A 15,450-nucleotide genomic window follows, 5' to 3' on the forward strand; every position below is an offset into this window, starting at 1 on the left:
ATGAATATTTATATACAAGCAAAATCGGTTATTCTTCCCCTAGCTCTAGGAGTGCTGCTTACTTCGTGCGCAACCGCCACAAAGTATGAAACGCCTCCTCAGGTGGTAGAACAGACCCTTTATAGGACAGATCAGCTGCCTCAAGATTCTCTGAGCTTTGGCGATGTATCTTGGCGTGAAATCTTTACGGATCCTATTTTGCAAGGGCATATTCAAAAAGCCTTAGACAACAATATCGACGTGCGTATTGCCCTTCAAAATATTGTGTCCGCAGAAGCTTATTTAAAGCAAAGCAAAGCGGCTTATCTGCCGACTATTAACATCGGACCGAACTATACGTTCAACACCCAATCGTTAAATACGCAGTCCGGTCAAATGCTTTCTGAGCGTACGCACAATTCGCAGTGGGACCTAACGGGCGCCTTAAATTGGGAGATTGATATTTGGGGGAAGATGGCCTCTGAGCAGCGTGCACAAATGGCTTCTTATCTAGGAACCGTTTCCGCTCACCAATCCATTAAAAGCGATTTGGTAGCTGCCGTAGCCGCCTCTTATTTTCAGTTACTCACCTTTGATGAGCAAAAGAGAATTATTAACGAGACGATTTCACTTAGAGAAAAGAACCTAGAAACCACCCAAGCACTTAAAGATGCGGGATCATTAACGGAAGTGGCCGTTCAGCAAAGTGAAGCTTTGGTGCATAATGCGGAGTCTCTTTTAATCAACATTGATATCCAGATTGAACTTCTGGAAAATACGATGAGTCTTTTGCTTGCAGAACCCTCTGCAGCGATCACTAGAAGTACGCTTGAGGATCAGAACTTGCCCATCGCACTTGATCTTGGGTATCCTAGTCAATTGCTTAGCAACCGTCCTGATGTAAGAATGGCAGAACTTAATTTGGTGCAAGCCTTTGAGCTTTCAAAAGCAGCCAAAGCGCAATTTTACCCACGTCTTACCATCACAGGAAGTGGGGGGCTGCAATCCAAAGACATAGACAATTTCTTTAGTGCAAATTCTCTTTTTGCCAATGTGGTAGGAGGTTTGTTGCAACCTGTTTTAAACAAAAGACAGATTAAAACTCAATACGAAGTAAGTTTAGCGAACAAAGAAATTGCCTATTTAAACTTTAGACGATCTGTTTTAACGGCAGGAAAAGAAGTTTCTGACGCCATCAAAATGTACTCTTCCCAAGATTCATTTATTGCCTTAAAGCAAAAGGAATTAGACGCATACCGTAAAAGTGTCGAGTTTTCGCAAGAACTTGTAAATTATGGGATGGCCAATTACTTAGAAGTACTTAATGCCTCGGTCAATCAACTCAATGCGGAGCTTAATATCTCGAATGCCCGATATGCAAAAATGCAGTCCGGAATCGAGCTTTATAGAGCTTTAGGAGGAGGTTGGAAGTAATCCATTAGCAAATAAAGCAAAGCGCGGGGAAATATTGATCCCTGCGCTTTGCTATTTTTAAAATATTACCTATTATTGCAATCTGAATTCAGATCTTTCTGATTTAGAATGGGGGATTGGCGCAGTTGGCTAGCGCGTTTGACTGGCAGTCAAAAGGTCACGGGTTCGAATCCCGTATTCTCCACCATTGAATTTCAAACACTTGCAGTAATGTAGGTGTTTTTTTGTTTGGTTCAAGTACAACAAAAGTACAACAAACTTGTTGACTCAAAGATAGTTATTGTTTTCAATTGATTGCAAATATTTGTATTTTAAAAAAAAATACTATTGAAATGGAAAGTGGCTTTTTACATTATTATAAGTTTTTCATTGATATTGCTAAATATTTTCATGAGCTAAAAACTAGATTTTTAATATCAAAGTTCTTTTTGATTTTCGCTTTGGCCACTATTAATTCAACATTTTTCTATTTTACTTTTCTATTTTATCAAGACTACATCTTAGTTGGAACTTTATTTTTAGTACTTACTCTTGTGATTCTATCGATTTTGAATCCCCAAATTTACTGTCACGTAATTGGTAAAGATTTTTTTCAAATATTAAAGGACAAGTTTGAAACGAAATCAATAGTACATGTTGAAATTTGATAGTATTTATCAAATAAGATTAAGTTGTAAGTCTCATAATCATTTTCTAGAATTGAAATTGTATCAAGTGCTTTATCTTTTATTTTCAGCAATGTTTTATTAAATGGAATATGGTTTCTAAATTTCGTATTGAATTCGCCTTGCTTCTCATTCCATTCTGTAAGTTTACAGGAAAATGGTAGCGAATAGAATTTGGATTTACGATTGATTGTTATTCGTAAGTAAATTGGGAACAATCCATTTTGTAATTGGTTCTTTTTGCAGACGATTTTGATACTAGCATTCATAACATTTTTGGTTTAAGTACAACATTAGTACAACAGTTGTACTTTTATCATGAAATTTGATGAAACCAAAAATATTACTATTTTTTAGTAATTAATTGAAGATCAATAGTTTTGAAGCTAAAAGAAACTATTTGCAAATTATCAAAATGTTTCTGGCAGTCAAAAGGTCACGGGTTCGAATCCCGTATTCTCCACGTAAACCCTCTTAAACTCCCGTGTTTAAGAGGGTTTTTTTTGAGGTGCCAATCAAGAATCCTTCGTGTCATCACAACCGTCCTATTTAAACGAAGTTGGGGAAAGCCGACTTATTGCGATAAGACTCAATACACGGACAAACCTGAGCGATTCTTAAGCGTTCTTATTTGATAATGTAAAAACAAGAAGAGATAATCGGAAATAAACCGATTATCTAATTGTATTTTAACAAGATTAGGACTATATACTGGTTTCATTTTTTTAATTAGCGCCCTTAACATGATTCGCTTTAAGTATCGGTCAGAATTGATTTTTTTACTTCTTTTTTGATGAAGGAATCATCAATTAAACAAATCAACTGTCCAAAAATAGGGTTCTCCCTGCTTCATTCCTTCAACGCGTAATTTAACTATGTAGGAATTTCTAAAACTTAGAAAAAATCCTCTAACTTTATCGAATCCAATACTCAAGAAATACCTTGTAATTATGAATAACAATCCAATTTACGATGCCATTGTGGTAGGAGGCAGCAGCGCTGGACTCTCCGCTTCTTTAGCCTTAGGAAGAGCTCGCAGAAAAGTGCTCCTTATTGATAGCGGCATGCCTTGCAATCGCATGGCACCCCAATCTCATAATTTTTTCACGCGTGACGGTACTTCTCCTTTAGAGCTTCTCTCGATTGCTCGGGATCAGTTGAAACTTTACAAAACCATAGAGTGTGTAGAGGATTTAGTGACCGGAGTCGAGAAGACAAAAGAGGGCTTTTTCGTCAAAGCGGAATCGGGTAAAACCTGGAGCGCAAAGAAAATGATCTTTGCTACTGGGATAAAGGATATTATGCCGCCCATTGTTGGATTTAAAGAGGCGTGGGGAGTTTCGATTATCCATTGTCCTTACTGCCACGGATACGAATACCGGGATCAGAAAACGGGCATTCTTGCCACGGGCGAAAGCGCTTATGAAATGGGGAAATTAATTTCCAATTGGACCGGCGATCTTACGATTTACACCAATGGGGAAGAAAAGCTTTCAGAAGAGTACAGCAGTGCCCTAACGAAAAAAGCAATAAAGATTGTAGATCGCAAAATTAAAGAGCTGGTGCAAGAGAATGGAAAGCTTAAAGCGGTTTTGTTTGAGGACGACTCGAGTCAGCAGCTGAGCGTTATGTATGCGCATCCTGAATTTGAGCAGCATTGTAAGCTTCCTATAGACCTAGGGTGTGAACTCACGGAGCAGGGGCATATCAAGGTTGAGATTTCTATGAAAACGAGTGTAGAGGGCGTTTATGCCTGTGGCGACAATGCAAGCTTTTTACGTTCCATTGCGAACGCGGTCTACAACGGAAGCATGGCCGGAGGTGCACTCAACTCAGAATTAATTGAACAAGGCTTTAAGTAAGAAAGAAGCAGAAAGTGATTGAAAAAAACTAAGACACTCATTTCTCGCAAACTGCGTTTCTTATCCTTATCTTTGTATAGAGTTGAATTTTAACAGGTTTTTTTAGTGAAAAGTTTACCCGATTTATTTGAGAAGGGAAGACCCCTTAAAAAAGATCGCAAATGAAATTCAAAAATTAATACAACCCGAAATCCTTTGCCGAGACTTAACTATGGACTATTCAGTACTCTTACAAAAGGCAGCTCAGTTTTCGCAAGACTTCTTAGAGCAATATGACCTAACAAAGCTTCGTTTTCATAACGAAATCCATCTAAAAGAGGTGGTAGAAGCCAGCCGAAAGATGGCAATGCATTATTCGCTGTCTGAAAGGGACACTGCGATTGTGGGGCTTGCTTCGTACTTTCATGACCTTGGCTATTGCCAAGTGGGCAAGCAAGGTCACGAGCTTCGAGGAACAGAGATCGCACAAAAATTTTTAGAAGGCGAATCCGCCGACCCAGAGTTTATTTCAGAGGTCAAGAATTGCATTCTTGCCACAAAAATGCCTCAAGAGCCTAAGAACCTTTTAGAAGAAATTGTATGCGATGCAGATCTATTCCACTTTGGTAAAGATTGGTTTGAATACAGAAATAAACTGCTTCAACAAGAAGCAAAAGCTTGTGGGGCTGAGTTTTCTAAGGAAGACTGGCGCGCCTCAACCATTGCCCTCATGGAAAGACACCGTTACCATACAGACTACGCAAAACAAAACTTGGAACCTAAAAAGATGGAAAATCTTCAAATGCTAAAAGACAAGGAGAAAACCGATTTACAAGACAAGGAGAAAAAAGCCAAGAGACCGGATCGAGGCATTGAAACCATGTTTCGAATCACCTCGACAAACAATCAGCGTCTAAGTGACATGGCGGACAATAAGTCAAACATTTTGATTACCGTAAACTCGATCATCCTTTCGGTGGTCATTGCCATGCTTCTTCGAAAACTTGACAACAACGCGCACCTTATTATCCCTACAGTCATTTTACTAAGCATTAGTTTAGCTACCATGGTTCTAGCTATTTTAGCCACACGTCCTTCGATTCCAAAAGGCTATTTCACAAAAGAGGATTTGGCCGCTAAAAAAGTCAACTTGCTCTTTTTTGGAAATTTTCACCGAATGGATTTAGAAAGCTACAGCCAGGGAATGAATGAAGTGATGGAAGACAGGGACTTTTTATACAACACCCTAATTCGAGATGTGTATTCTCAAGGGGTAGTACTTGGACGAAAATTCAGACTTCTAAGACTTGCCTACAATGTGTTTATGTTTGGGCTTGTTCTCTCTGTACTGGTCTTTTTAATCGTTGTTATTATTAATCGATAATTTGAAATGAAATCCATGGCAGACCCAATTTCGCCTTACTTTATGGACCGCGATTTAAGTTGGCTCCATTTTAATGGAAGAATCTTAGAGGAAGCGAGCCTTGAGAGCGTCCCGCTCCTTGCTAAAATTAATTTTTTAGCCATATTCTCTTCCAATTTGGATGAGTTTTACCGCGTTAGAATGCCTGTACTTTCTGCACTTAAAAAACTGATGAAAGTTCCAGATCCTCTTTTTGGAACTATTGAAACAGGGGTTTATGCGCAGGCCACAGCACTTATTGAATCGCAACAGGAGAAGTATGGGGAGATCATTCGAACGCTTGTTTTACCTAAGTTAAGCGAAATTGGAATTGTCCTGTTATACAACCAGCCTTTCCCACAAGAAATTAAGCAAGAGGCGCGCGATTATTTCTATACAAGGATAGCAGCCTTCTTGCAGGTTAAATCCATGGAGCAGTCTAGTCTCTATATTGAAAATAACAAACTCTATAGCGCAATTTCGTTTGAAAAAGACTCTGAAGTATTGATTGTAAACATCCCTTCGGATTCCTTAGATCGTTTTCATGTCATTGAAAAACCGGACTGTAAATACATTGTTTTCATAGACGACATACTAAGAGAGAATATCGCTGCTTTGTTTCCAGGCAAAACCCTCACAGGGTTCTACACCTTTAAAGTGACGCGAAATGCCGATTTAAATTTAGAAGATGAATTTGAAGGAGATCTTCGGGTTAAGATTGAAGAGCAGATTGCCAAAAGAGATTATGGCCTTGCCACAAGACTCTTGTATCAACCCGATATGCCTAAAGAAATTAGAGATTCACTCTTATCGCATTTGGGCCTCAGGAAGCGAAGCGCAATGAAGGGTGGGTTCAACCATAATCTCAAAGATTTTTTTCAGTTTCCCCTTTCGAATCCGGAGTGGAACTATACGTCCCAACCTCCCTTATCGCATCCGGAATTAAAAGAAGAGTCTGTCTTTGAAAGGCTAGAGAAAAAAGATTTGATGGTAAGTACTCCCTATCAGTCTTACGATCCCATTCTAAGATTCTTTAATGAAGCTTCATTAGATCCTAAGACGCAGGAAATATGGATTTCTATCTACCGCGTTGCAAAAAACTCTCAGATTTTAAATGCCCTGATAAGTGCAGCCAAAAACGGAAAAAAAGTAACGGTTTTTGTCGAGCTAAAAGCTCGCTTTGATGAAGGCAATAACATTCGATGGGCTAAAAAACTAAGGAAAGCAGGCGTAAATGTTCTTTATAGTTTGCCTAACCTTAAAGTACATGCTAAAATTGCCCTGGTTCAACGAAAAACCGAAGGAAACGAGCCTACGTATTTAGGACTGCTCTCGACTGGAAATTTAAATGAAGTGACTGCGGGAGTCTATGCGGACCATATCATTCTAACGGCCAACCCTGAGCTCTTAGGAGAACTAAGAGATGTCTTTGAAATGCTGTCTCAAAGAGACGAGCAGCAAAGAAAACCCTACGAGTTTAAACATCTTCTCGTTGCCCAATTTAATATGCTTGGAGAATTCACGAGCCTTATTGAGAAGGAAATTGAGGCGGCAAAACTGGGACAAGAGGCCAAGATTCTTATAAAACTTAACAACTTAGAAGACAAGGGCCTAATTCGTAAGCTCTATGAAGCGAGTGAAGCAGGCGTAAAAATTACATTAATCGTAAGAAGTATTTGTCGTTTGGTTCCAGGCGTTCCAGGGATGAGTTCTAATATCACCGTGAGACGTTTGGTCGATCGTTACCTAGAACATAGTCGAGTCTTTGTCTTTCATCAAGGGGGAAAGGATCTCATGTATATGGGTTCGGCCGATTGGATGCGCCGAAACCTTTACAATCGAATTGAGGTTTGTTATCCGGTTCTAGATCCGGATATAAAGAAGGAGATCTTTACCTTCCTCGATTATCAACTTCGCGACGATGAGTTCGCTGTAGAACTGGATGAAAATTTACACAACGTCCCTTTGCAAACTTCTGTGGGCGTTCGCGCTCAAAAAGCGATTTACGACTATTTAAACTCTAAAAGCACAGGTTTATGAAAAGCAAACTATTTACGCCTGTAAGGGCCCTTCTTTTCGCACTGGTTTCGCTTAATGCCTGCGCACAGGATAACACGACGAAATACCAAAGTCCAAAGAATTACGATTTAACCCAGCCAAAGGTAGAACCTTTATGGGACGCGCTCCATGAAATTTCAGCCATTGGGTTTTGGGGTGACACTCTTGTGGCCGTAGAGGATGAAAATGGCATTCTTTATAAGTTTACACCCTTTTCAAAAATCCTTACTGAGACTCGTTTTGGTGCTAGCGCAGATTACGAAGGTCTTGCCGTGGCAAAAGACTTTGTCGTGGTGCTTCGAAGTGACGGGACCCTTTTTTCGATCCCTAAAAAGGAACTTTCTAAAGACAAGACTTCCCTTGCGAGGGAGTGGAGTGGTCAGCTCCCAAAAGGAGAGTATGAGTCCCTTGCTTACAATGCAAAAGACTCCCTTCTTTATGCAGTTTGCAAATCCTGCTCCGTGGATAAGAAAAGCGATAAAACCTCAGGATATAGACTTTCACTTTCGAGTGAAGGCGAAATCAAGAAGCTCGATGAATTTAAAATTGAGCATACTTTGATTGATTCTCTCTCCTCCTTGAAGGGAAAGAAATTTAGACCCTCCGCCTTAGGACAAAACCCGAAAACGGGGGAGTGGTATTTACTTTCTTCTGTGAACCAAATGCTCGTGGTTTTAGATGACAAAATGAGTCCAAAGGCAGCTTATTCTCTGGATCCAAAACTTTATAACCAGCCCGAAGGCCTTACGTTTGATAAGGAAGGCTCTTTATTTATTAGTAACGAAGGGGGAAGCAAAACAAGCAGGCCCAGTCTCTTAAAGTTTAATTTAATTCCTTAGCCATGCGACGTTATTTTACTCTTACCCTATTCCCTTCTGTTTTTTGCGCGCTCTTCGCGCAAAATGAAATCCAAAACAGAGTCCTTCTCATTGGCGATGCAGGAGAACTGAATTATAAGCAGCAGACGGTGATTCCCAAAGCGGCTGAATTAATCTTAAAAGACAAAACCACGGTTTTCTTTTTAGGGGATAATATTTATCCTCGAGGCATGGGACTCGAGGGAACTGAGGACAAAAAAAGAGGAGAAGATATTCTTCGCTCTCAGTTTGGACCCATGCGCGCAAAAGGAGCGCCTGTGTATTTTGTACCCGGCAACCACGATTGGGACAAGATGGGAAAGCAGGGGCTTGCAAAAATCAAGGCGCAAGGCGAGTTCTTAGCCTCTCAAAACGATCCCAATCTAAAGTTAGTCCCTTCGAAGGGCTGTCCAGATCCGATTGAGATTCCGATTTCAGATCAGGTAGTAGTCATTGCTTACGATAGCGAATGGTGGCTTTTTCCCTTTTCCAAAGAGAATCCAGGAGCGGACTGTCTTTGCACCACAAAAGAGGAAGTGGTCGACCAATTAGAGAGCCTTCTGTATAAGAACAAAGACAAGACCATCCTTCTTACTTCCCACCATCCGTTTCTTTCGAACGGAGTTCACGGAGGGAACTTCGAGCTCAAAGACCACGTCTTTCCCTTGACGGCGATAAGCAAAAATTTATACATTCCACTACCCGTGGTGGGCTCCCTTTATCCTTTACTTCGACAATCCGCCTTTTTAAATGCGGAAGACTTAGCGCATCCCGATTATAAGAATTTAATTGAAAGTGTTAGTGGGGTGTTTCAAGGATTTTCAAATGTGATTTATGCGGCGGGACATGAGCATGGGCTGCAACTCATTAAGGATCCTAAACTCAATTATCAAATTGTGAGCGGATCAGGCTCAAAGAGTACCTTTATTAAAAAGAATCCAAATTCACTATTTGCAAGCAAAATGCAAGGTTTCGTGAGTGTGGATTTTATGGACGATCGATCCTCGGTCATCACCTATTATACGTATCACGAGGGAACCGTTGAAAAAGCCTTTTCCTATAGCGTGCCTTTTGTAGAAGAGAAACCCTATGAAATGGGCACCGCGGACCTCACATTTCAAAAAGACAGTGTGACTGTTAGTGCCAACGTAGAGTTTGAAAAAGTAGGGAAATTTCACCGTAAGCTCTTCGGAGAAAACTATCGAAAAGAATGGGCAGCTTCGACGGAGCTTCCCGTGATTCGTGTCTCGGAAGTGGCGGGCGGACTTACGCCTTTAAAAAGAGGAGGGGGCATGCAAACGATTTCTCTTCGTTTAGAGGATCCAACAGGAAAACAGTGGGTTCTTCGAAGTGTTAATAAAAACTCAGAATCTTTAATTCCTTCTACGCTGCACGATACATTTGCAGAAGACCTTTTAGACGATGCCGTCAGTGCACAGCATCCTTATTCCGCGCTTATGATGCCACCTTTGGCTAGCGCCCTTGGAGTACCTTCCACAAATCCAGTGATCGGAATTGTAGCGGAAGATCCTGCCCTAGGCGTTCACAATTTAGATTTTGCGGGAACCCTAGCGCTTTTAGAAGAGCGTGAGCCCCTGGGCAAATCAGACAACACGCCCAAAATGCTTGAGAAAATCTACAACGATAACGACGATACGTTTGGAGCCAAAACCTTTGTTCGTTCTAGAATGCTTGATCTTTTGGTCGGAGACTGGGACCGGCATGGAGACCAGTACCGCTGGTTTGATCAGTTGCCCGGAAAGGACAAAGATTATGAGGTGGTTCCTAGAGACCGAGATCAAGTTCTTCGTTTAATGGACGGGTTTTTCCCCCGACTTGCCTCTCGTTCTTGGTTTGCGATGCCTGCCAACCGAGGCTTTGCCCCAGAGATTCGAGCGGTTAATTTTGCGATGCTCAAATCGGATTTCTTAAACGCTCATCCGAAAATGCAATTTTCGGAGGCGGAGTGGAATGAACTCAGCCGTGTGTTTGTAGAGAAAATCTCCGATTCTGTTTTAGAGCAAAGCGTTCGATTGCTCCCGAAATCTTCCTATGACATTCGAGGGAAAAGTCTTTTAGAAGATTTGAAAAAAAGAAGGGATCAAATGCCTCAGAATATGGAGACCTACTACCGTTTTATCAATTCCATCGTAGACATTCGTTTGACCAATAAAGACGAAAACGTGGTTGTGGAAGAGAAAAGTGGGGGACTTCAGGTCACCATCAACAAAATAAATAAAGAAGGAGAAAATAAGAAGGAGCTCATGAGCAAATGGTACGATCCTTCTCTAACCAAAGAAATTCGTCTTTATTTAGAAGCTGGAGCGGATCGAATCCAACTCGAGCCAAGAGACTCCAAAATAAAATTGCGTGTCATTTCAGGGACAGACAAGAAAAGCTTTGTCGTGACGGATTCTAAGCGATCCATTGATCTATATGAGTACCAGTCCGAAGCGACGTATGCGGATCCTAATTCGAAACTTACCCATCACAAAGGAAAAGACAGCACGATGGTAGGTTTTGTCCCCGTAAATCTCCGCAATTCAATGATGCCACTTGTGACAGGGGGATACAATTTAGACGACGGGATCCTGCTTGGAGGGGGATTCAAATACACGCATCAGCGTGGATTTAGAAAAACGCCTTATACCCATACGCAGCAACTCCTCGTAAAAGCCGCCCTAGCGACAGGTTCCTTTAAGGTAAACTACAAAGGACGCTGGAAAGAACTTATCGGCAAAGCCGATTTGCGAATTGATGCAAGCGCATATGTTCCCAACAACACGCAAAACTTTTTTGGTCTTGGAAATGAGTCCGTCTATGACAAAGAAAACCACGATTCACGCTACTACCGTGCTCGCTACAATCTCATAGAGCTTAGTCCAAGTCTTTCTTGGGAAAAACCCAATTCTGAGTTTAGAATAGGACCCGCCCTAGAGTATTATAGCTTAAATAAAAAAGAAAACGAAGATCGTTTCCTTTACAGTGGACTCGTCAATACCTATGACAAGAACACACTAGACCAAGACAAACTTTTTGTAGGCCTTATAGCACAATACGTAAAAGACTCACGAAACAGCAAAATTCTTCCTTCTGCTGGAGGCTATTTAAATCTGAAAGCTCGAGGGTATACAGGACTAAATGACGAGTCTAGATCGTTTGGACAACTTACGGGTGAATTTTCATTTTACAAGGCCGTTGGAAAAAATTCCATTATTTTTGCAAACCGAATTGGGGGAGGAATTACCCTAGGCAGTCCTACCTTTTATCAGGCACTTTATTTAGGAGGCCACGATAATTTATGGGGCTATAGAAATTACAGGTTTGCGGGTGAGCACATGCTTTATAACAATTTAGAAGCCCGTATTAAACTCTTAGACATTGGAAGTTACCTACTTCCAGGACAGCTAGGACTCATCGGGTTTTATGACGTTGGAAAAGTTTGGGCAAAAGGGTTTAACAGCTCTAGAATCCACCAAGGCGTGGGAGGAGGTCTCTACTACGCTCCGGCTCAACTCGTAGTGGTTCAAGTCGTCGGGGGATACTCAAGAGAAGGGTGGAGTCCTTATATAACCCTAGGGCTAAGGTTTTAAATCCCACCAAGAGAAAAGAAACGTATATTTTAGAATCGAAAATTTAATGATAAAGCAGGATACGATTAAAATTGAGACATTTGACAAAGATATTGAAGGGCTTCGAGTAGAACTCTCCTTTGAGCCTTTTTTAAAATATCTAACCGAGCGAGTCAAAACGGAATCTCCCACGAAAGCCGCTCAATTAAATCGACTTATCGAAAGCCTAGAAAAGGCATTGCGACTGAAAGGAACTCTTTCGGTCGAGAGTTTTCCTGATTTTGAAAAAGAATTTGAACTGATTCAGGAATTTTTAGTTCCCCCCATTGCAAATGAAGAAGAAATTCTTTTAGGCTTCGGAATCCCCGTAAAGCGTCAGTCCTTTTACGGAACGCCCGCTTTCTTCTCTATCATGCAGGGTGGACTGTGCACCACAGATTTAACTCAGGAATCACTCCTTACGGACCGAGACATAAGAAGAGTGCCGTACCTAACGCTCTTCAAAAAACATTACGGATTTAAATTCGTAAAGAAACAAACTTTTGTACGTTCGATTTTGGATCCAAAATCGGGACTGAGCCGGTATTATGAGATCTCCGTGGACGATCAATTTATTGAAGTTGAAAATCTTGGAGAAAAATTAGACCTTTCCAACCTGAATATAAGCCAGCTATCAGACACCTTAAATTACGAGGAATTAGAGGCCCTAATTCCACTCTCTAGTTTTAAGTTTAAGGGGTTTTCCATTATATCGGTCACAGACATTACCAGTGCCTATGCCATTGAGCGAATCAAAGAACTCATCATGGGCTCGCAAGTTAGTTTTCAAGACGAGCGACTTATTAAGTCTTTAAAAACCATTGTAGGGGACAAGGACATTGAATTTGAACTCATTCCTTATCTAAAACTAAACAAGAAACCGGTCTTAAATCTATCTCAAGAGAGATACGAAAGTCCTATTTTAGAGATGTTTAGAAGGCGAAAAATCAGTTTTGATACCCTAGGGGAAAAGATTGAAAAACTTGTAAAGAATCGAGTTCGTATTTTGGTTAACACGGGGGTCTTGTCTACGGAGGAGGAATTTGGGTTCATTACCCGAGGGCTAAAAGCCCTCAAAGTGCATTCCTATGCCCTTACTCCGATCTACCATCATACCAAGCTAGTGGGTGTATTTGAAATCTATACGAAAAAGAAAAATCACTTTTTAGACGAAAATGTGCTTCCGAAACTAGACGGTGTGAGTCCCTTATTAGCGCAGATTCTAGAAAATGCGACGGTGGATTTTGAACTTAAGATTGATCAAATTATTAAAGATAAGTTTACATCCCTTCAACCGGCCGTGCAATGGAAATTTAATGAGATTGCGCTGGAATACTTACAAAGTATAGAAGCGGACAAACCCGCTCCTGCCATTGGAAGTATTAGTTTCGAAGAGGTCTATCCGCTCTACGGTGCCATTGATATCAAAAATTCCACCCTCGAAAGAAACAGTGCCTTTGCCACAGACACGGAGTTCCAATTAGAGTATCTCAAGTCCGTGCTTCAAAAGCTAAGTGAAAAGCTGGGTATTGGAATACTCGAGGAAATGATCTTTACGTGCAACAAGCTAATTGAGCGCTTAAAACTAGAGTCCATGGACCGAATTCAATCTCGTGTAATGGATTTTCTAGAAAGAGAAGTAAACGATGTTCTAGCGCATTTTAAAAAACTAAGTCCAGAAGCTTTTAAACTCATTTCAGAGTATGAAGCAGCCGTGGATCCACACAAGGGAAAAGCCTTTGCAAGCCGAAGAGAACTGGAACAGTCCATTCAACTGATTAATTCCTCAATTAATGGGTACTTGGAATTTTTCAATTTGGAGATTCAGAATTCGTATCCGAGTTATTTTGAGAAATTTAGAACCGACGGAGTCGAGTACGACATTTATATTGGTCAATCCATTGCGCCGCGCAAACCCTTTAATCCTCTTTACCTAAAAAACATTCGTCTCTGGCAACTTACCTCCATGGCTGCCATTGCGGGCATTACCAAGAATTTATTGCCGCAGATGAAAGTTCCCCTTGATACCACTCAATTAATTTTCGTGAATGGGAATACCATCGACATTAGCTTTAGAACGGACGAAAGACGTTTTGATGTCGAAGGAAGTTATAATATTCGCTACGAGATTATTAAAAAACGAATCGATAAAATAACCCTTAAAAACAGCCTAGAAAGACTTACTCAACCTGGGAAGATTTCTTTAGTTTTTATGGGCTCAAAAGAAATGGAAGAGTACAAGGGGTATATCCAGTTCCTTCAAAACAAAGGACTCTTACTAGACGATTTAGAAGTATTAGAGCTAGAAGAACTTCACGACGTTAATGGACTCAAAGGTCTTCGTGTAGGAGTTAATTTCGATCAAATGAGGGATTTTAGCCTTTCTCTTTAGCCTTTACCCTGGAGAGTAAAGTTAGACCCTATGAAAGGGCCAAATTCTTTACCCAATGGCCATCTTTGCGGAAGCGGTCCATAGAAACTCAGGTATCGGCTTTTGCAATTCCCATGTAATAGACATAGGGTTTGAGCCTTCGTATTTCAAGAAATCTGCAAGACCTACGAATACGCCGTTGGGGACTCTCGCAGCTTTAAAAAAAATGCGATTCATTCAATCCAATAATTAAGTGAGATTGCTAACCGGATGGCACGATTAGGTGACACTTCAAATTCGATGGATTGAAAATGGGGTAAGCTTTTTATTTGTAAAGAATAGACAGTTTGGGAAGGCAGAAATTTATTACTTTTAGAGATCTTTTGTTCAATAACTAAGTAACTATGAAAAAACTACTTTTACTTTTAGCACTCAATCTCTTTAGTATGGCGATTTGCCAAACCCATAGATTCCTGTATGAGCTGAACATCAAAAAAAACGGATACGAAGAGAAGACAAACATGACCCTTGATATTGACAAAGATTTTGTGAAATTCTATGATTATGAATTTGTGCTAAGAGATTCTATAAACAAAGCGACAGGACAGACCTCCGAGGCTTTCTCTGAAATTGATCAACGTTTGTATCGAAAAGCCGGCAGCTTTGAAAACAGGAATATGTTTCGCCAAGGCTACGATTATTACGCGATTTCCTCAAAGGATAAAATGAATTGGAAGATAGAAAACGAACATAAAAAAGTGGACGGCTTTGAGCTTCAGAAAGCTACTCTTGCTTTTGGAGAAAGGCAGTGGACGGCTTGGTTCTGTCCTGAGATTCCATTTCAGGAAGGCCCCTATAAATTTCGGGGACTTCCAGGACTCATCTTTGAGGTTTACGATTCTGAGGACATTTTCCACTATTCGATGGTCAAGAGTGAAAATCTTGCGCAGACGTACGATACCCATAATTTCCTAGAAACGCATTATGGAAAGAAACCCATCTCAATCACTCAAAAACAGTTTCATACCTTGAAAGTAGATCATTTCAATAACATTGTGGAAGTGCTTAATCGACACCGCGAAAACGGAGTTTCCATTGCTACGGAAGGAGAGCTTGCTACCAAAGAAGAGATAAACAAGAAAAGAAAGTCCCTTCAGGATAATATCAAATCCTATTATCTGCCCATAGAAAAAGACAGGGCCATTCCTTACCCTTAGGGAGGCAGCCCCTAG

At 40.7% G+C, this 15,450-nt stretch carries 10 protein-coding genes and 1 tRNA gene; 9 read left to right on the forward strand and 2 right to left on the reverse strand.

Translation table 11 applies throughout. The features are described from left to right. Together ACX3PU_RS05595 and ACX3PU_RS05600 are read left to right on the forward strand one after the other, a co-directional pair. The gene (locus ACX3PU_RS05595) at positions 1–1,413 is read left to right on the forward strand and encodes a TolC family protein (RefSeq protein ID WP_459083942.1); all 1,413 of its coding nucleotides are present in this window, start codon (positions 1–3) and stop codon (positions 1,411–1,413) included. A 110-nt stretch (positions 1,414–1,523) separates the two neighbouring features. Continuing rightward, positions 1,524–1,600, forward strand: a tRNA-Ala gene (locus ACX3PU_RS05600). Between the two features lie 405 nt (positions 1,601–2,005). Here the strand turns inward: ACX3PU_RS05600 and ACX3PU_RS05605 are convergent. After that, positions 2,006–2,347 (reverse strand): Arm DNA-binding domain-containing protein, encoded by a 342-nt coding sequence (locus ACX3PU_RS05605; RefSeq protein WP_459083943.1) that lies wholly within the window; start codon positions 2,345–2,347, stop codon positions 2,006–2,008. A 681-nt stretch (positions 2,348–3,028) separates the two neighbouring features. Here ACX3PU_RS05605 and ACX3PU_RS05610 point away from each other — a divergent pair. From ACX3PU_RS05610 to ACX3PU_RS05635, 6 genes are all read left to right on the forward strand, one after another. Next, positions 3,029–3,940, forward strand: coding sequence for an NAD(P)/FAD-dependent oxidoreductase (locus ACX3PU_RS05610; protein ID WP_459083944.1), 912 nt, complete (start codon positions 3,029–3,031; stop codon positions 3,938–3,940). Between the two features lie 211 nt (positions 3,941–4,151). Continuing rightward, positions 4,152–5,303, forward strand: a complete 1,152-nt coding sequence (locus ACX3PU_RS05615) for a Pycsar system effector family protein (RefSeq protein WP_459083945.1) — start codon at positions 4,152–4,154, stop codon at positions 5,301–5,303. 15 nt (positions 5,304–5,318) lie between these two features. Further along, positions 5,319–7,361: a polyphosphate kinase 1 gene (gene ppk1 / locus ACX3PU_RS05620; RefSeq protein ID WP_459083946.1), complete on the forward strand. Its 2,043-nt coding sequence runs from the start codon at positions 5,319–5,321 to the stop codon at positions 7,359–7,361. After that, entirely contained in the window at positions 7,358–8,218 is an 861-nt protein-coding gene (locus ACX3PU_RS05625; RefSeq protein WP_459083948.1) for an SdiA-regulated domain-containing protein, read from the forward strand. The genes ppk1 and ACX3PU_RS05625 overlap by 4 nt, the downstream gene beginning before the upstream one ends. 2 nt (positions 8,219–8,220) lie before the next feature. Further along, on the forward strand, positions 8,221–11,829 hold the full coding sequence (locus ACX3PU_RS05630) for a BamA/TamA family outer membrane protein (protein WP_459083949.1): 3,609 nt from the start codon (positions 8,221–8,223) through the stop codon (positions 11,827–11,829). Between the two features lie 46 nt (positions 11,830–11,875). Continuing rightward, a complete protein-coding gene (locus ACX3PU_RS05635; protein WP_459083950.1) occupies positions 11,876–14,239 on the forward strand; it encodes a hypothetical protein in 2,364 nt (787 codons plus the stop codon). Between the two features lie 48 nt (positions 14,240–14,287). Here ACX3PU_RS05635 and ACX3PU_RS05640 read toward each other — a convergent pair whose 3' ends face one another. Next, a complete protein-coding gene (locus ACX3PU_RS05640) occupies positions 14,288–14,455 on the reverse strand; it encodes a hypothetical protein (protein WP_459083951.1) in 168 nt (55 codons plus the stop codon). A gap of 167 nt (positions 14,456–14,622) precedes the next feature. Here ACX3PU_RS05640 and ACX3PU_RS05645 point away from each other — a divergent pair, with 167 nt between their 5' ends. Beyond that, a complete protein-coding gene (locus tag ACX3PU_RS05645) occupies positions 14,623–15,435 on the forward strand; it encodes a GLPGLI family protein (protein WP_459083952.1) in 813 nt (270 codons plus the stop codon). Positions 15,436–15,450: the final 15 nt, after the last annotated feature.

The sequence above is a fragment of the Chryseobacterium sp. A301 genome (genome assembly GCF_054489425.1).

Excerpts from the sequence above, each read along its gene's own strand:
- ACX3PU_RS05595 (WP_459083942.1), top strand. The coding sequence starts at position 1 with ATGAATATTTATATACAAGCAAAATCGGTTATTCTTCCCCTAGCTCTA.
- ACX3PU_RS05605 (WP_459083943.1), bottom strand. The coding sequence starts at position 2,347 with ATGAATGCTAGTATCAAAATCGTCTGCAAAAAGAACCAATTACAAAAT.
- ACX3PU_RS05610 (WP_459083944.1), top strand. The coding sequence starts at position 3,029 with ATGAATAACAATCCAATTTACGATGCCATTGTGGTAGGAGGCAGCAGC.
- ACX3PU_RS05615 (WP_459083945.1), top strand. The coding sequence starts at position 4,152 with ATGGACTATTCAGTACTCTTACAAAAGGCAGCTCAGTTTTCGCAAGAC.
- ppk1 (WP_459083946.1), top strand. The coding sequence starts at position 5,319 with ATGGCAGACCCAATTTCGCCTTACTTTATGGACCGCGATTTAAGTTGG.
- ACX3PU_RS05625 (WP_459083948.1), top strand. The coding sequence starts at position 7,358 with ATGAAAAGCAAACTATTTACGCCTGTAAGGGCCCTTCTTTTCGCACTG.
- ACX3PU_RS05630 (WP_459083949.1), top strand. The coding sequence starts at position 8,221 with ATGCGACGTTATTTTACTCTTACCCTATTCCCTTCTGTTTTTTGCGCG.
- ACX3PU_RS05635 (WP_459083950.1), top strand. The coding sequence starts at position 11,876 with ATGATAAAGCAGGATACGATTAAAATTGAGACATTTGACAAAGATATT.
- ACX3PU_RS05640 (WP_459083951.1), bottom strand. The coding sequence starts at position 14,455 with ATGAATCGCATTTTTTTTAAAGCTGCGAGAGTCCCCAACGGCGTATTC.
- ACX3PU_RS05645 (WP_459083952.1), top strand. The coding sequence starts at position 14,623 with ATGAAAAAACTACTTTTACTTTTAGCACTCAATCTCTTTAGTATGGCG.